The sequence below is a fragment of the Mesorhizobium sp. AR07 genome (assembly GCF_024746815.1).
Lineage (GTDB): Bacteria > Pseudomonadota > Alphaproteobacteria > Rhizobiales > Rhizobiaceae > Mesorhizobium.
In genome coordinates this window covers 3,420,586-3,437,854 of record NZ_CP080525.1, presented here as the reverse complement: position 1 = coordinate 3,437,854, position 17,269 = coordinate 3,420,586, and the positions used below count along the sequence as shown (strand labels likewise).

The window sequence follows — 17,269 nt, the reverse complement described above, 5'->3', positions numbered from 1 at the left end:
ATGCAGATCACACCCATATCGATGCCGACCTGGGGACTCACCATGGAGGAGGGAACGCTGGTCGAATGGCTCGTGCCCGAAGGTGCGCGCGTCGTGCCGGGCATGGAGCTTGCCGAAATCGAGACGGCAAAGGTCACCAACATGCTCGAAGCGCAGGAAGACGGCGTGCTGCGCCGGCATGTCATCACCGCGGGGGAGACGCGGGCCTGCGGCGCCCTGATCGGCGTCCTTGCCGACGAGACCGTTCTGGACGCCGAGGTCGATGCCTTCATCGCCCGTTTCGCCGAGAGCGCGGCCGGCAAGGCGTCGGCGCAGGCGCCGGAGCCGAGGCAACTCGATCTGCCGGATGGACGCAGGCTCCGCTATCTGCGGGTCGGTGAGGGTGGCACGGCGGCCCTGCTGATCCACGGCTTCGGCGGCGATCTCGACGCCTGGCAGATGATCCAGGCGTCGCTCGCCATCGACCGGGCAGTCTATGCGATCGACCTGCCGGGGCACGGCGAGTCGACGAAAGAGATACGAACCGGAGATCTCGCGGAGCTTGCCGAAACCGTCGTGCAGGCCATGGACGCGCTTGGGCTGGAGCGGGTGCATCTGGTGGGCCATTCGCTCGGGGCAGGCACTGCCCTGCAATTGGCGCTGACACATCCAGGCCGCGTCGCCTCGCTCGCCCTGATCGCGCCTCTCGGCCTTGCCGAGGGCATCGATCCAACGTTCCCGACCGAGTTTCTTGCCGCCACGAAGACGCGCGACCTGCAGCGCTGCCTGGGCAGGCTGTTTGCCGACCCCGCGATGGTGGGCCGGGAGTTCGCCGACCGGGTCGCCCGCAACAAGCGGCTGGACGGCGCCGAGGCGGCACTCGCGAAGATCGTCGCGGCATGCTTCCCGGATGGGCACCAGCGCACGGTGCTGCTGTCGGCCTTCACGGCCTGGAGCGCCGAGAATCCGACGATCCCGGTCACTGTCGTCTGGGGACAGGAGGACGCCATCCTGTCACCTGACCCGCTCGGGCAACTGCCCGCGTCGGTTGTGGCCTATCTGATCCCCAACGTCGGCCACATGCCTCAGCTGGAGGCCATGAAAGAGGTCAACGCCATCCTCTGCGCGCATGTGGGAGCGGCGGCATGACCGGTCGGCTGGTGGGGCGCGCCGCCTATGTGACGGGAGCAAGTCGCGGCATCGGGCGCGGCATTGCCCTGGCGCTGGCGAGCGAGGGCGCCGTGGTCGTCGTAACCGACATCGACGCCGACGCCGCGGAGACCGTTGCCGCTGAAATCCGCGTAGCAGGCGGACGGGCCGAGTCGCGTGTCGTCGATGTCAGGAAATGGGACGACTTCGTCGCTCTGGTGGCGCATGTCGAACGGCAATTCGGCCAGCTTGACATCGCCGTCAACTGCGCCGGGGTCATCAGCGTCGCCGCTGTCGAGGACGTGGCGGAAGCGGAGTGGAACCGGGTGATGGATATCAACGCCAAGGGTGTGTTCCTGTCTTGCAAGGCGGCGGTCCCCGCGATGAAGCGTAAGGGCTTCGGGCGCATCATCAACATCTCGTCGGTTTCCGGCAAGGACGGCTATCCGAAGCTGGCTCTTTACAGCGCCTCCAAATATGCGGTGCTCGGCTTCACCAACTCGCTTGCCAAGGAGGTCGCCCGCGACGGCATCACCGTGAATGCGATCTGCCCCGGTGTCGTAAAAACGCACATGTGGGACATGCTGTCGGACGAACTCAGGGAGCAAGGGGAAACGGCGGAGCAGTCCTGGCAGCGTCATGTGCTGGAGTTCGTGCCGCAGGGCCGGCCGCAGACGCCCGAGGAAATCGGCGGCCTCGCAATCTATCTGGCACTGGCGCCGAGCGTTACCGGACAGTCGATCAACATCGACGGAGGGCTGACGTCGCACTGACATCGGCTCCCGTGGTCGGAAAAAGAACGGGGACAATGACAACAACTGGGAGAAAAGAAATGTCCAAGTCGAGATTTTTCAGGTTCACCTCAGGCTCGCTCGTGGCGATGCTCATCGCAATGGGATCCGGCGCGGCGCGGGCCGCCGACCTGGGGGCCAAGGACGAGCCGATCAAGCTGGTAATGGCCGAGTGGACCGGCCAGCATGTGACCACGCATATCGTCGGGACCCTTCTGCAACGCATGGGCTACAAGATCGAGTATGTGACCGCGGGTGGCTATCCGCAGTTCACCGGCCTCGCCGACGGCACGCTCGACGTGACACTCGAGATCTGGATGAACAATGTGGGCGACATCTTCCCGAAGGTGCTGAAGGAGGGGAAGGTGGAAGACATTGGCCAGCTCGGCCTCGAGACAAAGGAGGGCTGGGTCTATCCCAAATACATGACGGATGTCTGCCCCGGCCTGCCGGACTGGACTGCGCTCACCAAGCCCGGCTGCGTCCAGGCGCTGACGAGCCCGGACACTTTCCCGAACGGCCGTCTGCTCGACTACCCGGCCGACTGGGGCTCCCGCTCCGCGCAGATCATCAAGGACAACAACCTGCCCCTGACCACCGTGCCGGGCGGCTCCGAGGGCGCGATGGTAGCCGAGCTGGAATCCGCCGTGGCGGCCAAGAAGCCTCTGCTCATGATGTTCTGGGCACCGCATTACATCTTCGCGGAAGCCGACATGGGCTGGGTAACGATGCCGCCCTGCAAGTCGCAGGACAACGATCACTGCATCAATCCTCCCGAGGTCCACAAGGTGGTATGGTCGGGCTTCAAAGACAAATGGCCGGCGGCCTACGAATTCCTGAAGGCATTCCGGGAGGACGCGGCCACCCAGCAGCAGATGATCCTGGCGATCGACAGAAAGGGCCAGAACATCGACACGGTCGTCAACGCCTGGATCGACCAGCATCAGGCGGTCTGGCAGCCCTGGGTGCAGGAGGCAACACGCTGATGCGAGAACCGCTCGGCCGCCCAATGTCGGCGGTACCTCGAGATCGGGGCGCCGCCGCCCGGGGACCGGCGATCGGCAAATGACCCCAACACTGACACTCGTAAGAGGGGGAGCCAGCGCCATGACCAAGGCGGAACCGGACCGGCCTGTAAAGCTGTCCTGCCGAAGCCTGTGGAAGGTCTACGGCGCCCCTGCCGAACGCCTCGTCCAAAAGCGGGATTTCTTCTCCGGCGACCCGCGCGCCGTGGGTGAACGGCTGAAACAGGGTGGGCAAATTCCGGCGGTGATCGACGCTAGCTTCGATGTCCATGTCGGCGAGATTTTCGTCGTCATGGGCCTGTCGGGCTCGGGAAAATCGACACTGCTGCGCTGTCTCTCACGGCTGATTGAGTCCAGCCATGGCCAGGTGCTCCTGGACGGCGAGGACCTGCTCGCCGCCAGCCCGCGGCGGCTGATTGAGCTACGTCGCAGCAGCATGGGCATGGTGTTCCAGCATTTCGGGTTGCTGCCGCATCTGAGCGTCCTCGACAATGTGGCCTTTCCGCTCCGCGTTCAGGGATGTTCCGTCGGCGAGCGGTATACGAGGGCGATGGAAATGATTGCGCTCGTCGGCCTCGAAGGTCGCGAGACGTCCTTTCCGCATCAGCTTTCCGGCGGCCAGCAGCAGCGCGTGGGTATTGCACGCTCGCTGGCGGTCGGGCCAGGGCTCTGGTTCCTCGACGAACCGTTTTCCGCGCTCGATCCGCTGATCCGGCGGCAGATGCAGGACGAGTTTCTGAGGCTCCAGAAGAAGCTCGGCAAAACCATCGTCTTCATCACCCACGACATCCAGGAAGCCTTCCGCCTGGCGGACCGGATCGCCATCATGCGCCAGGGCGAGATCATCCAGATCGGTCAACCAAGCGATATCCTGCGCAATCCGGTCGACGACTACGTGGCGCAGTTTGTCGAAGACATATCGTTGCTTCGCGCGGTCCATGCGGCCGATATCGCCGTTCAGAGCGACGTCGACTGCGGCTCGAGCATGGAGACCGTGCTGGACACGGTGGACGTGGAGGAGCTCGTGGCCAAGGTCGCCACCGGCGTCACCGGGTTCCGTGTGGTCAACGCAGCCGAAAACATTGTCGGGACGATCGATCGCCAAACCGTATTGCAGATCCTTGAGCGAGACAGGGAACGGCGGCATTGAGTGAGCTCGACACAGCCGCACCGCGGCGCTTGCACTGGGATGCAGGCCTGTCGGTCTGGATGGCGGTGGGCTTCTTTACGGTGCTTTGCCTGGCACTACGCGACGTCCTGCCTTGGCTCGCCACCTATCCCCCCGATTGGGTCGTGCCAATAGCACAATGGGTGGACGCCTGGAGCACGGTCGTCACCGACCAGGTTCGGCCGGTGTTTCGCGGCATCTCCTGGCTGCTCAAATGGCCGATGGTGGGTGTGCAAACTGGCCTGCAATGGCTTCCCTGGCCGATGACGATGCTCGTGGTCGGCGTTATCGCAATGCGTGCCGGCGGCTATCGCCTCGCCGCCTTTTCGATCTTTACACTCGGCTATCTCCTGGTGACCAAATACTGGCCCCAGAGCATGAACACCATGGCTCTCGTCCTGTTGGCCATTCCAATCTCCGTCTTCGCGGGATTTGCCATTGGCGTCCTCGCCTTTCAGGTGAAGCAGGCGCGGGCAACCATCAACGTCGCGCTCGACGTGATGCAGACGATGCCCGCCTTCGCCTATCTCATCCCGCTGCTGCTGTTGTTCGGATTTGGCCCGGTGGTCGGGCTGATTGCTAGCGCCGTCTATGCCATCCCTTTCATGGTGAAGAATACGATACTCGGTCTTGAGCGTGTCCCGAGCGACATTGCCGAGGCTGGCATGATGAGCGGCTGCACGCCAAGGCAGCGCTTCTGGCTGGTGGATGTGCCGACGGCGGCACCTCAGCTCCTGGTCGGGATCAACCAGACGACGATGGCCGCGTTCAGCATCATGATCATCGCCTCGATCATCGGCGGCTTCGCGGATATCGGCTGGGAAGTCCTGTCTTCGATGCGCGCGGCCGCATTCGGCCAGAGCTTGCTGGCCGGTGGCGCAATTGCACTTCTCGCGATGGTCATGGACCGCATCACGCTCGGACTGGCCGGGCATGGCGGTGCTTCGCAGCACCCGGCCTGGCTCACCAGCCGGCGTATGTGGAGCGTCATCGCCAGTGCACTGGTCGGCGCGTGGCTCATCCGGCTGAGCGGCATCGCCGTCACGCTCCCCTTTGACTCCACACCGGGCCTGATCGACGCCGATGCCGTCAATCATTGGGTCCTGGGCCTCGTTGCGCGCTTTGATGGCCCGATCGAGGCTTTCAAGAACGGGGTTCTCTACTACTTTATCCTGCCGCTCCGGATTGGCATGATCCGCGCCGTAACGCCGCTCTCCTGGGGTATCGCCTTAACCCCAACGGTGATCGCCATTTACGTGGCATCGGTAGCCGTCATCGCCTATGGCCTCGCGCTGCGCTTTGACTGGCGTCCGGCATTGGCTGTAATCGTCGCGGCGCTCTATTTCTTCTTCGGATTTTCCACCTTCCCCTGGCCCGCCACGATCGCGCTGATCGTCACCCTGGCCTGGCGATGCGCCGGTTGCTCGGTTGCGCTGTTCGCGCTCTCGAGCTGCATCTTCATCCTGTTGACGGGACTCTGGGAGCCCTTCATGCAGTCGGCCTATCTCTGCGGCCTGGCGGTCCTGTTGTGTTTGGCGATCGGTGGGGCTCTCGGCATCTGGGCGGCACACAGCGACACGGTGTCACGGGTGCTGCGACCTGTCCAAGATGCACTGCAGACGATACCTCAGTTCGTCTTCCTCATTCCGGTTTTGATGTTCTTCAAGGTGGGGGAACTTACAGCTCTGATCGCCATCATGCTCTACGCGATCGTGCCACCGATCCGTTACACCGAGCATGGCATCCGCAGCGTGCGTGTCGATTGCATCGAGGCGGGCCGGCAATGCGGCTGCACGCCAGCGCAACTGCTGTTCCAGGTCAAGCTGCCGCTGGCCATGCCGAACGTGATGCTCGGCCTGAATCAGACCATCATGGCCGCCTTGTCTATGGTGGTGGTCGCGGCCCTGGTCGGGACCAAGGATCTCGGTCAACAGGTCTACATCGCCCTAGGCAATGCAAGCGCCGGGCTCGGTCTCACATCGGGCTTGGCGATCGCACTGGTTGCCATGGTGGCTGATCGTATCATTCGGGGTTGGTATGATCGGCATCAGTCGACCCGCGAAGGCCATCAACTGAACGAGTGCTAGATCGCCATCGCGGAAGATCGGCACGCCCTGGGCCGCCTTGCCATGCCAAGCCTGATTGCCCAGGCGGCTGCGCCGTCCCTTGGCGCATTGCCTACGGCGCGCTGGCGATGCTTTCAGGCCTGGCGCTGATCGACGTCGCCTTGGCATGCGGTTTGGGATGGCTGCTTGTCAGTCGACGGAACCTTCAGGTGCAACCGCAACAGACCCCGCACGGCGGCACCCGCGCGGCGCGACCAGACGCCGCCGCGTTGCCGCTGTGTCGGGCTTATGTGCTGGCCGGAGGGGCGGTGATCCTGATTGGCCTCGGCCTGGTCGTCCACGCGCCGACGAAACCTGATCTGCAGGCCGCCTAGAGGGGCGACTGCATATTTCGACATTATTCGAAATTGGCTTGACGGCACGAGCGGCTGGATGTATGCTTATTCCATGAAACTCGAACAAGCAGCATCGCAGCTCGAATCTCTCGGCAACCCGACGCGCCTGCAGCTGTACCGCATCGTGGTGAGGGCAGGGGACGATGGCCTTCCGGTCGGCAGCATCCAGGAGAAGCTCGATATCCCGTCGTCGACGCTGTCGCATCATCTCAAGCGGCTGGTCGATACGGGACTTGTGTAACCCAGGAACGTCAAGCGACGACGCTGATCTGCCGCGCCAACTATCCAGGGATGAACGCCTTGATCGGCTATCTAGCTGACGAGTGCTGTGCCGACGCCAAATGCGCGCCATCGGTCAGCAAAGCGGTCGCCTGATTTTTTTTGCCCTTATAATTCGAAGATGCTGGAAGGATCGAACAAATGAACGACATCGCGTCTCTCCCGGTGGCAGTGATCGGGGCAGGTCCCGTCGGCTTGGCCGCCGCAGCTCAACTGATCAGCCGTGGACTGAAGGTGAAGGTGTACGAGGCCGGCTCGCAAGCCGGTTCGAATCTTCTGGATTGGGGCCATGTGCGGGTCTTCACACCCTGGCGTTATTGCGTCGACGCGGTCGCCCGGCAGTTGCTCGAAGGCCACGGATGGGCAATGCCCGAACTCGAGGCATTTCCGACCGCCGATGAGATCGTAGACCGCTACATGATCCCACTCGCGCAGCTTCCGGAACTGGCGCCGTCAATCGAGACCAATGCCCGCGTCGTCGCTGTATCCCGCTGGGGCGCTGACAAGGTTGTCAGCAAAGGTCGCGGGCAAAAGCCTTTTATGGTGGTGGTTGAGACCCCCACCGGCAGGCGCCGCGATGCCGCGCGCGCTGTCATCGATTCGTCGGGCACGTGGCAAACGCTGAACCCGCTTGGCGCCGGCGGTGTCCCCGCCGAAGGCGAGGTCGAGAACAACGACCGGATCGCCTATGGCATCCCTGACGTCCTCGGCCGGGATCGCCACCTTTATGCGGGCCGTACCACAATGGTGGTCGGCGCCGGCCATTCCGCCGCCAATGCTTTGCTCGAACTGGCAAGGTTGTCGGAGATCGCCGCGGGCACTTCTGCAATCTGGGTCACGCGCAGCACCGATCTGGTCCGGATCTACGGCGGCGGCGATGCTGACGCGCTGCCGGCACGTGGTGAACTAGGCTCCGAGGTCAGGGAGCTGGCAGAAAGTGGCCGCGTCCGACTTGTCACCGGCTTTTCCACAATCGCAATCCGTGTGGTTGACGGCCGCCTGGTCGTCGACGGAGAAACCAAAGACGGCCCGCAAACCATCGGGCCGGTTGACAGGATTGTAGCGGCCGCCGGCCAGCGCCCGGACCTCACCTTGACGAGAGAGCTTCGGCTGGATCTCGATCCGTGGCTGGAAAGCGTCAAGGCGCTGGGGCCGCTCATCGATCCCAATGAGCACTCCTGCGGCGACGTCCCGCCGCACGGCCATCGCGAACTCAGCCACCCTGAACCCGGGTTCTACACCGTCGGCATCAAAAGCTACGGCCGTGCACCGACGTTCCTCCTGCTGACGGGCTACGAGCAGGTCCGCTCAGTCGCTGCGGCGATCGCTGGCGACCTGGCGGCTGCCGATGCGGTGCAACTGGTGCTGCCGGAGACGGGCGTGTGCACCGTTCCGGCGTCTATCATCGGGACTTCGGCCAAGGGCTGCTGCGGTGGTCCTGCGCCGGTGGCCGTTGATGCCTGCTGTGTCGCGGATGTCCAAGCCAAGGAAAGTGGAAAGGCTGGCTGCGGCTGCAGCGCCGCAGCATGACCCAATTGCCGCCTTCGGCCGCCGTCGTGCGCAGTCGCCGTACGATCATCACGACGCTCGGTGTGACACAGATCATGGCGTGGGGATCGTCGTACTATCTCCCCGCGGTCATTGCTCCTGCAGTCGCTGCAGACACGGGTTGGCCTCTGGCCTGGGTTGTGGGGGGCCTGTCTCTGGGGCTGCTCACGGCGGGAGTGATCTCGCCGCGTGTCGGATCTTCGATCGAACGGCATGGCGGCCGCGCCGTTCTGGCGTTCAGCGCCGCATGCATCGGGCTCGGCCAGATCGGACTGGCGGTCGCTCCCACCTTGGCCGCGTATATCGTCGCCTGGCTCGTCATCGGCCTCGGGATGGGAGCGGGGCTCTACGATGCCGCGTTCGGGACCCTTGGCCGGCTCTACGGCCATGGGGCGCGCTCCGCCATCATGACGCTCACCCTGTTTGGCGGCTTTGCGAGCACGATTTGCTGGCCGATCTCAGCCTTTTTGCTGGGGGATATCGGCTGGCGCGGGACCTGTGTTGTCTACGCCGCAGTTCAGCTCTGCTTTGCTTTGCCGCTTTACCTCGTGGTTCTGCCTCGCGGCGTGCCTCAACCGGCTGCCCAAGCCCGACCGACTGGGGCAGCGACGCCTGCCCTGCAAATCGCCCCCAATCTCACGATCATGGTCGTCCTCGCCGCGACGCTCACACTTGCAGCCGTGATCTCTTCGACCCTCTCAGTGCATTTGCTGACGATCCTGCAACGGAGCGGCATGACCCTTGCCGCAGCAGCGGGGCTTGGGGCGCTCGTCGGCCCCTCCCAGGTGGCTGCCCGGACGATAGAGATGATGATCGCGCGCTTTCATCACCCGATCTGGACCAAGTTCGCGTCGGTTACGTTCGTCGCTATCGGAGTTTCGGCGCTCTGGGTCGGTATACCGATCGTCCCGTTGGCACTAGCGTTCTACGGCGCGGGCATCGGGCTGGAATCCATTGCGCGTGGCACTCTGCCGCTCGCCTTGTTCGGCTCCAATGGTTACGCGCAGCTGATGGGCCGTCTTGCCATGCCGAGCCTGATCGCTCAGGCGGCGGCGCCTTCGCTTGGTGCACTGCTGCTCGAGCGCTTCGGCGCCTACGGCACACTGGCGACGCTTTCCGGGCTGGCGCTGCTGAATGCCGCGTTGGCATTAGGGCTGGGTTGGTTGATTTTCAGTCGACGGGGTCTTCAGGTGCAGCCGCAATAGATATCTCGTGGAGCTCGAAGGTGGCCGCCGGCAGCCGGTCGACATCGCGCGGGATGGTAGCATTCAAGGGTATGGGCCTCCAAGGCGAAGTAACGCGCGGCCGCTTCGGTATCGACGAACCGGATCGGCCCTGCATCATCCAAGAATTGTAGCGAAGGAGGATGTCCCGCGCCGGCCAGCACTGCTGCGTCGGCTTATTGGACATCGGAGGCCTCCTGCTCACCGCCTGCGCGCCTGGTCCCGGGAGGCACTGCCCGGTTCTGGCCGCTACGGTGGCGGAACGGCCTGTAATTTCCGAGCTTGGTGCGTGAGGAGTATTTGCCGTCGACAAGACCAAGCGGCTTCTGATCTGCCGCCTGGGTCAGCGTTTCAGCGGGCTCGGGGGCGATGGTGGGCGGCGCGACGATTGGCTCGGGAACGAGCGTTGGGGCTGGGACTACTGGCGCACCACCGATCAGGGTCAGACGCCTCTGCGCCACGGCCTCGGCGGCCGCCCTTATTGGGTCATCCTCAGTGTGGACGTAGCGCATGAACATGGTGACGGTCTTATGCGCGGTGAGCGCCATGCCGACCTTCACCGGCACGCCGGAGTTGGCGATGTCGGTTGCCGAGTGGTGTCGGATGCCGTGCGTGCCGATGTGCGGCAGGCCGGCCCGCTCAAGGATGCGCTTCCAGCCGTGATAGTAGGTGTGCTTCGACATCGGGAGGTTTGGATCGAAGATTGATGGGCAGACGAAGGCGAGGCCTCCAAGTGCGGGGCCGTCCCGAACAGCCGGGCCGCCTCCGCGCTCATCGGCTTGGACATAACGCCGGTCTTGCTATCGGGCCATTCGATGCGCCGGTTGTCGAGATCGACCCAAGCCCATTCGAGCTGCCGGATCTCCGACATGCGCGCGGCGAATTCGAATTGGAGCCGGACCGCGAGGAGGATGAAGGGGTGCTCCAGGCCCTCGGCCTCTGCCTTGTCGAGGTACTGATAGAGGCGCTTCGTCTCCGCGTCCGTGATCAGCCTTGTCTTTCCCCGTTCTGGGAACTTAGGAACATGTCGGCATGGGTTCGACCCGTCGGGCCGCATTCCCCAGACCTCGGCCATGTTGAACATCTTACGCACCGCAGCCAGAACACGGTTCGCGTTTGTCGGGGTCTTCGACATCTTCTTCATGAGGTTCGCGATGTCGGCCCGCGTGACATCGGGCACCTTGATCTGGCCGAGATGCGGGACGATGTAGAGCTTCCCGTAGGTGCAGCATGAGAGCGGCTAGAGATCAATGAGTTAGTGCTTTGCGGGTGTGGTGAAACTGGTAGACGCGCTGGATTCAAAATCCAGTTCCGAAAGGAGTGTCGGTTCGAGCCCGACCACCCGCACCACTCTTAACGAAATTTGTCGAGACTTACCGACACAGCAGCAGAGCCGGTATCTAATCACGACTGCCGGTTTGCGGGTAGGAGATAATCGCGAGGTAGCGGATCGGTAGCGCAGTCAACTCCTCTGGACCATGGGGCGCATCGGCGTCGAAGAAGAGGCAATCCCCCGGCAGCATCCGATAGAGGTTGAAGCCGTGGCGGTAGACGACCTCTCCTTCGAGCATAAAGAGAAACTCCATGCCGTCATGTTGAAACATTGGAAAGACATCGGTGCCTTTTGACAACGTGATGAGATAAGGCTCAACCTCGATGCCGCTGGTGTTTGAGCCGATGTGGCCTAGCAATCTATATTGATGTCCGGCCCGGGTGCCTCGCCGTTCGACGTCGAGACCTTCACCCGCCTTGACGAACACGGCCCTCCGTTCCTCCTCGAACTTGCGGAAAAATGCAGTAAGCGGCACGCCGAGAGCGTCGGACAACGTCCGAAGGGTGGTAAGCGACGGCGATATTATCCCATTCTCGATCTTGGACAACATGCCGAGCGAGAGGTGCGTGGTGCTTGCGAGATCCGCGACCGTAATGCCAAGCTTCTTACGGACGGCGCGAACCTCGCGGCCTATTGCAACCTCGAGCACCTTCTCCCTGGCATCCCGAACGGCGTGAGGATCTTGCATGTGCGGAATTGAACGAATGGGTGCGACTGCCGCCTGCACGACTTTCTTCGCCTGTGCTGCTGTCGCACCTGTCTGGTTGCTGTTTTCCGTTTGGGGATTATCCCCTTCAAGCAAGTGCGAATAATCGCCTATAAGGAGAGCGGGTTTCCCTTGCTCCAGAGCGAATCAAGCCTTGCCGAATCCCCCGCCTCAAAAGCCGCCATCAGTTCGCCTAGCCACTGATCGTCCGGTTCAAAGACGAATTCCTTCGGGAAGCCTACAGCCCCATTTGCTGTTTCGTCGTTATCATCCATCACCTGTGGATTTTGGATATAAATTACCCTATCCGTCTCCTCGATCGCCAGTCGGTCGAGCGGGCGCTTCCCATAAGCCATTGCAACACAACGCTTTTTCATCGCCGTCTCCTTTCTGCCAGATTATAGAGAGGGTAGCCTTTTGCCGCCATCAAAACCATGGAACATTGCCTAAATACCGGCCCGTTATCCGGCCCATATTCCGTCCTTAAGAATTGTCCCTTGTGGTTTGGAACATCTTTGGATATTTACGATCAGCCAAAGATGGCAAAAGGACACGCTCATGGAAAACGGAACGCAGCAGGAAAGTACGGTCGTCGGGCGGACACCGCCTTACGTGTCCTTCAAGTCGTTTGTGACGCTTCTGGAGGATTTCAAAGCGTCCGGCGTGCCGCCTCGCATCGACCGATCCGTCTTGCGCAGGTTTTCAGGCGGCCTTGGCTCGCAATTGCTTGTTGCTCTTCGGTCGCTAGGGCTGATGGACGAAAATGGCAACCCGATAGATGACCTAGAAATATTGGTGAATAGCTACGGCTCAACAGATTTTCCAGTAGCGCTTCGCCGCACGCTGGACACGTCCTATCCCTTCCTGAAGAGGGTGGACCTGAAGACGGCTACTCCCTCGATGTTCGCGGAAGCGTTTCAGAGCGGAACAAACGCCAAGGAAGACGTTCTAAGGAAGTGCCGGACATTTTACCTGCACGCCGCAAAGGCGGCAGATATCGTCATCGGCCCTCGATTGGAAAAGGGCACATACACACGGACAGCATCTGGAAATGGGCGTAAGAAGCGGAAATCATCCAAACCAGAGGAACAGGCAGAAAATACGAGTTCGGCTCATGAGGCTCACACTCGCGTCGAACACGGTAAGGCGCTTGAATATCAGCTCATCGATCTCATGACGGAACCCGACATCGATGACAACGTGAAGCAGTCAATTTGGTCTCTTGTCCAATATCTGACTGCGCGGAAAATGAAAAAAGCGGCAGCATCCAAAGATGCTCCCGCTTCCTGATTTCGAGTGTGTCGCGGTTAGCTTGCCGGCGGTCGCGACACAGAACCACAAACTAGGGAGACGGTAAGGGCCGTTCGAAGCCTATGGTGTTATTGGACTAACAAAGTCCCGCCGGTTGACGTTGCGAAGCAGCGGTGCTCCGGCGGGCACGCTTATATCAGAAATCTCGTTTGTGTGCAAATGGATGTTATGCCGTGACTGAGGTCATAACCACTTCTACGACGGTGATTGAAACGGTCGAAATCGTTTCAGTTAGAGCCCCGTTGACGCTTCGGATCAAGGCCGCGCCGTCTATCCGTCAAATCTATTGGTGCACCTTTCCCGAGGACTATATCGTTCCGGAAATGGGGAAGGAGGGCCGGCTCCCCCGACCAGTCGTCATCCTGTCATTTAAGAACACGCTCCATGGCCATGTGACTGTCTTGCCTGTCTCGACTGACCCTCAAGAGGGAAAGAGCGCGGAGTGGGCACACAAATTGTCCATAAAGGTCGATGGGCATCGGGATAGCTGGGTAGTCTGTAATCATCTATATACGTTCTCTACGAAGCGTTTGGGGCCTGCTATGGTGATCCCCAGGATACCGATTGGCGAATTTAACGACATTCTAGCCAAGGTGCTGAAATGGCTGCCAAAACCAAGCGCTTAGAGGTTGGCAAGAGGACTCAAGGTGCCTGTGAGGTACCTAGCAGGAACCATTTTGGTGTTGATTTGTTAATATGCAGGGTCTATATCAGACCCACTCGCGGCCCCGAAGGGGTGTCCGTTTCCCCTTGTGGGAGTGACTTGCGAAGGGGGCCTAGCGGCTCCCTTTCGTTTATCCGGAGGTCGGATTGCTGTCTTTAGCAGAAGCTATCAAGGCTAACAAATTAGACGAGTTTATCCGCCAGCAAGAGGCGGCGGGCGTCGGCCCTATTGATGAATCGGCCTTCCTGAAAGCCGCTTCCAAAGTCATCAAACACGAGCCACAATCAGGTCGAACATCGCGTTCTGCATCACGCGGTGGTTCGACCGGAAAGTGAATTCCGCAAGGTAGCGGTCCATGTACTTTTCCGAGACATGGATATGCGTCGAGCGAACCGACGCCTTGAACAGGTTCCAAAAACTTTCGACATGATTTGTCGAGTGAGTTTCGCCAGTCCGGTAATCGTAATGCGACCAATCCTTTTCCGAGTGGGTCACAGTGCCGTGCTTGAAGCCGTCGCCGGTTAGTAACCCATAGGACATGAGTTCGTCGGTCGACACGACAGAGCCCTTCTCAACGTTGCGCAGGGTCACGCCGCGAAGTGTGGTCATCTTCACATTCGGAATGACTTCCGTGCGAATGTCGCCACCGCGTTCCTTCATGCCCATGACGATGGTTTTGCCAGCCGCGCCGCGACCGCGCTTTCCGGGGCGATAGCCGCCCACATAGGTTTCGTCCATCTCGACATGGCCTTGCAGCATACCGAAGTCTTCCGTCGAGCCGATAAGCTCACGGATTTTCATGCCCATGCGCCAAGCCGTCTTGTAGGTCACACCAAGCTGGCGCTGAAGCTCTTTTCCGGAAACACCGTGACGTGTCGTGACGAACAGATAGATCGCATAGAGCCACGATTGCAGGGGCGTACGGGTATCTTCAAAGACGGTGCCAGCGGTCGGGTAAACGTGGTCGCCGCAATGAGCGCAAGCAAAGGCCCGACGTTCCGTCATGCGATGGAAAGTTGAAATCTCAAAGCAACGCCGGCATGGATGCCGCATACCGTGGCGAACTTCCATGATGTGGTTCAGGCAAGCGTCGTCGTCCGGGAAGCGGGCGAAGAAATCGCGGACTGAAAAGGCTGGCGACTTGCTGGGGTTCTGTTTCATGCCCCTTTATACAAAAATGCCGTACTTGCGTCAAGGGGATAATCCCCTTCCGTTTTCTTCAACTCCGCCATATGGCCCTCGCATTTAGAATAGAAGATTGGCAGATGCACTTGGTCGTTGATCGAATGCGAGGAACGAAATATGTTCTGAACATCTCCAGCGCAGAAATCACATGCGTATCGCAGCTCTTTCTTTTATGTAGAGTGCCACTGCCATAGCGCGATTATTGGCGTGGAGTTTGTCGTACAAGTTTTTCAAATGATACTTCACGGTGTTCTCTGAAATTCCGGTGCGAGTGGCAATCTGCAGATTCGTCCAACCGTCGGCCAAGACTCCAAGTAATTCACGCTCTCGCGGCGTGAGCGTCGAAAGCGGCGAATCGTTTATTTTCGTAACGTCGATGTAAGGAATACAAATTCGCCCACCTGCGACGACGAGCATTGTGTCAAGCAAGATGCGGGGATCGTCGAACTGGTAGCAGAAGCCGCGCGCCCCCAAACGCACGCATTGTTTCAAGATTCCAATGTCGTGGTCGTTGGCAAAAATCACGACGCGGGGATCGAGATCGCGCTTCCTAAGTTCGGCGAGGACCCCGGCACCGTCCATGTCCAACAGCCGCCAACCGATAACGGCAACATCGAAGGCGGGTTTGTCAGCACTCGCGGCCTCAATGAAGGCCGCCCCACTCCGAACACTCTGAACAAGTTCGAAATGGCAGTCGCGTTTGATCATGTCACCAAGCGCCGTCACGACAAGGGGATTTCGCTCAGCGATCACAACGCTCAATCTTCTGGCCTCAGCCATCATCAACCCAGCGTATCGACGTTCACCAAGCTGCGTGGACGCCATACGGTCACATGAGGTTCCGGAAATGAGTCCATGCTGGCTACCTTGATCGCCGATGTCGGCGCTCGACGCTTCTGATGGGGTCGGATCTCGCGGAACCCGTTGCGTCTGGGAACCCGACCTTGTCGCGGTTCACCTCCGGCGCGGCGAACTGCGGAGGGGCAACGCGATCGATTGCATGCGGCAGTCGGGCTGAACCGGGACGCGCCGGGAGGGAAATCAATGTCCACCTATCTCGCCGTACAGCATCTTCCCAGGGTTCATGATGCCTTTCGGATCAAGCGCTCTCTTGATTGCCAGCATGTCATGCAAGGCTGGGCCTAACTCGGCCACAAGATACGCCTGCTTGCCTTGTCCTACGCCGTGCTCGCCGGTGCACGTGCCTTCCATAGAAAGTGCCAGTTGGTTCAGCCACCCGATGTAGCTTTTTGCGGCGGCAACCTCCTCAGGGCTGTCCGGATTGATCAAGATCAGGTTGTGAAAATTTCCATCCCCGACATGTCCCGCGATTGGAGCGATCAGGCCTAGGGTTTCGGCATGCGTGGTCGCCGCCACGATGCATTCAGCCAAACGAGAGATTGGTACGCAGACATCGGTGCTGATGCCCTTCGCCCCCGGCCGCAGGCCCAGCACCGCCCAGAACACGTCGTGACGTGCCTGCCAAAGGCGCGCGCGTTCCTCGTGATTGGCGGTCCAGACAAGATCTGCCGCCCCGAATTCGCTGGCGATTTCGGCGAAGGCTTGCGATTGCTCTTTAACAGAAGCATGGCTGCCATGAAATTCAGCTAAAAGAAGCGGCATCTCAGGCAGAGATTGCTTGGAGTAGCGATTGACAGCTTTGACTGTCAAGGCGTCTAGCAGTTCAATCCGAGCAACGCGCGAGCCGGTTTGTAACACTGCGATGACGGCCTTGCTCGCCGCTTCGATACTTTGAAAACTGCACCTTGCGGCGGCAATCCCTTCAGGAATCCCCTGAAGCCGAAGTGTCAATTCAGTGATGATAGCGAGAGTGCCTTCGGAGCCGACGAGGAGACGTGTCAGGTCGTAGCCGGCGGCGCTTTTGCGAGCTCGGTGCCCCGTACGGATCACGCGGCCATCTGCCATTACTGCTTCGACGGACATGACCACGTCCTTCATCGTGCCGTACTGCACAGCCATCGTACCGGATGCCCTCGTTGCCGCCATTCCACCTAGCGTGGCATCGGCGCCGGGGTCGAGCGGGAAGAACAGCCCGGTGTCGCGCAGATGCTCATTGAGTCGACTTCGAATTACGCCCGGCTGCACCACGCAATCCATATCCTCTGGATGCACAGCCAAGATGCTATCCATCCGCGTCAGGTCGACCGAAACACCGCCATAGGGCGCGTTCAATTGCCCCTCTAATGAACTGCCCGCGCCAAACGGAATGATCGGCACCTGTGATGCGGAACATAGGGCGACGATCTCGGCGACTTCCGCTGTGCTCTGGGGAAAGACCACCGCATCTGGAGGTTGGTTCTCAAGCCAGGTCGTTGTGGCCCCATGTTGAGCGCAAATCGCCATTCCGGTCTGGAAACGCTCTGCAAATCGAGTCTGCAGCGCATCAGCCAATGTCTCGGGGAGACCGTTGCTTGTCATTTCAGCGA

Annotated in this window: 16 protein-coding genes, 1 tRNA gene and 1 pseudogene; 12 read left to right on the top strand and 6 right to left on the bottom strand. The window is 60.7% G+C overall.

Annotated elements, in window-relative coordinates:
- The 9 genes and pseudogenes from BPNPMPFG_RS17500 to BPNPMPFG_RS17460 all read left to right on the top strand — a co-directional run bounded on the left by BPNPMPFG_RS17500 (position 1) and on the right by BPNPMPFG_RS17460 (position 9,605).
- Positions 1-1,128 carry an acetoin dehydrogenase dihydrolipoyllysine-residue acetyltransferase subunit gene (locus tag BPNPMPFG_RS17500; protein ID WP_258589980.1) on the top strand — a complete coding sequence of 376 codons (1,128 nt, stop codon included), beginning with the start codon at positions 1-3 and terminating at the stop codon, positions 1,126-1,128.
- Complete coding sequence (locus BPNPMPFG_RS17495) at positions 1,125-1,901, top strand: SDR family NAD(P)-dependent oxidoreductase (protein WP_258589979.1); 777 nt, start codon at positions 1,125-1,127, stop codon at positions 1,899-1,901. The genes BPNPMPFG_RS17500 and BPNPMPFG_RS17495 overlap by 4 nt, the downstream gene beginning before the upstream one ends.
- Before the next feature lie 107 nt (positions 1,902-2,008).
- Positions 2,009-2,905, top strand: coding sequence for an ABC transporter substrate-binding protein (locus tag BPNPMPFG_RS17490; protein ID WP_258596799.1), 897 nt, complete (start codon positions 2,009-2,011; stop codon positions 2,903-2,905).
- Between the two features lie 121 nt (positions 2,906-3,026).
- Positions 3,027-4,094 carry a quaternary amine ABC transporter ATP-binding protein gene (locus tag BPNPMPFG_RS17485; RefSeq protein WP_258589978.1) on the top strand — a complete coding sequence of 356 codons (1,068 nt, stop codon included), beginning with the start codon at positions 3,027-3,029 and terminating at the stop codon, positions 4,092-4,094.
- Positions 4,091-6,199, top strand: coding sequence for an ABC transporter permease (locus BPNPMPFG_RS17480; protein ID WP_258589977.1), 2,109 nt, complete (start codon positions 4,091-4,093; stop codon positions 6,197-6,199). Before BPNPMPFG_RS17485 ends, BPNPMPFG_RS17480 begins: the two co-directional genes overlap by 4 nt.
- 107 nt (positions 6,200-6,306) lie before the next feature.
- Positions 6,307-6,552 carry a hypothetical protein gene (locus BPNPMPFG_RS17475; protein ID WP_258589976.1) on the top strand — a complete coding sequence of 82 codons (246 nt, stop codon included), beginning with the start codon at positions 6,307-6,309 and terminating at the stop codon, positions 6,550-6,552.
- A 73-nt stretch (positions 6,553-6,625) separates the two neighbouring features.
- A pseudogene (locus BPNPMPFG_RS17470) lies at positions 6,626-6,948 on the top strand (ArsR/SmtB family transcription factor).
- 45 nt (positions 6,949-6,993) lie between these two features.
- Positions 6,994-8,382 carry an NAD(P)-binding protein gene (locus tag BPNPMPFG_RS17465; protein ID WP_258589975.1) on the top strand — a complete coding sequence of 463 codons (1,389 nt, stop codon included), beginning with the start codon at positions 6,994-6,996 and terminating at the stop codon, positions 8,380-8,382.
- Positions 8,379-9,605: an MFS transporter gene (locus BPNPMPFG_RS17460; protein ID WP_258589974.1), complete on the top strand. Its 1,227-nt coding sequence runs from the start codon at positions 8,379-8,381 to the stop codon at positions 9,603-9,605. Before BPNPMPFG_RS17465 ends, BPNPMPFG_RS17460 begins: the two co-directional genes overlap by 4 nt.
- A 194-nt stretch (positions 9,606-9,799) precedes the next feature.
- Here BPNPMPFG_RS17460 and BPNPMPFG_RS43620 read toward each other — a convergent pair whose 3' ends face one another.
- Positions 9,800-10,306 (bottom strand): tyrosine-type recombinase/integrase, encoded by a 507-nt coding sequence (locus tag BPNPMPFG_RS43620; protein WP_495885003.1) that lies wholly within the window; start codon positions 10,304-10,306, stop codon positions 9,800-9,802.
- A gap of 582 nt (positions 10,307-10,888) precedes the next feature.
- On the opposite strand from BPNPMPFG_RS43620, the gene BPNPMPFG_RS17450 reads away from it, so the two are divergent.
- A tRNA-Leu gene (locus BPNPMPFG_RS17450) sits at positions 10,889-10,973 on the top strand.
- Between the two features lie 50 nt (positions 10,974-11,023).
- On the opposite strand, the gene BPNPMPFG_RS17445 is transcribed toward BPNPMPFG_RS17450, so the two are convergent.
- Positions 11,024-11,683, bottom strand: coding sequence for a helix-turn-helix domain-containing protein (locus BPNPMPFG_RS17445; protein WP_258596798.1), 660 nt, complete (start codon positions 11,681-11,683; stop codon positions 11,024-11,026).
- An 89-nt stretch (positions 11,684-11,772) separates the two neighbouring features.
- Positions 11,773-12,039 (bottom strand): hypothetical protein, encoded by a 267-nt coding sequence (locus BPNPMPFG_RS17440; RefSeq protein ID WP_258589973.1) that lies wholly within the window; start codon positions 12,037-12,039, stop codon positions 11,773-11,775.
- A gap of 181 nt (positions 12,040-12,220) precedes the next feature.
- Here BPNPMPFG_RS17440 and BPNPMPFG_RS17435 point away from each other — a divergent pair, with 181 nt between their 5' ends.
- Both BPNPMPFG_RS17435 and BPNPMPFG_RS43195 read left to right on the top strand, forming a co-directional pair.
- On the top strand, positions 12,221-12,952 hold the full coding sequence (locus BPNPMPFG_RS17435) for a DUF5343 domain-containing protein (RefSeq protein ID WP_258589972.1): 732 nt from the start codon (positions 12,221-12,223) through the stop codon (positions 12,950-12,952).
- A gap of 344 nt (positions 12,953-13,296) precedes the next feature.
- Positions 13,297-13,599, top strand: coding sequence for a type II toxin-antitoxin system PemK/MazF family toxin (locus BPNPMPFG_RS43195; protein WP_413776878.1), 303 nt, complete (start codon positions 13,297-13,299; stop codon positions 13,597-13,599).
- A 305-nt stretch (positions 13,600-13,904) separates the two neighbouring features.
- Here the strand turns inward: BPNPMPFG_RS43195 and BPNPMPFG_RS17430 are convergent, their stop codons facing one another.
- From BPNPMPFG_RS17430 to BPNPMPFG_RS17420, 3 genes are all read right to left on the bottom strand, one after another.
- Positions 13,905-14,798: an IS1595 family transposase gene (locus tag BPNPMPFG_RS17430; RefSeq protein ID WP_258589971.1), complete on the bottom strand. Its 894-nt coding sequence runs from the start codon at positions 14,796-14,798 to the stop codon at positions 13,905-13,907.
- A 168-nt stretch (positions 14,799-14,966) separates the two neighbouring features.
- The gene (locus BPNPMPFG_RS17425; RefSeq protein ID WP_413776877.1) at positions 14,967-15,602 is read right to left on the bottom strand and encodes a LuxR C-terminal-related transcriptional regulator; all 636 of its coding nucleotides are present in this window, start codon (positions 15,600-15,602) and stop codon (positions 14,967-14,969) included.
- Between the two features lie 261 nt (positions 15,603-15,863).
- A complete protein-coding gene (locus BPNPMPFG_RS17420; protein ID WP_258589969.1) occupies positions 15,864-17,261 on the bottom strand; it encodes an FAD-binding oxidoreductase in 1,398 nt (465 codons plus the stop codon).
- Between the last annotated feature and the right edge of the window lie 8 nt (positions 17,262-17,269).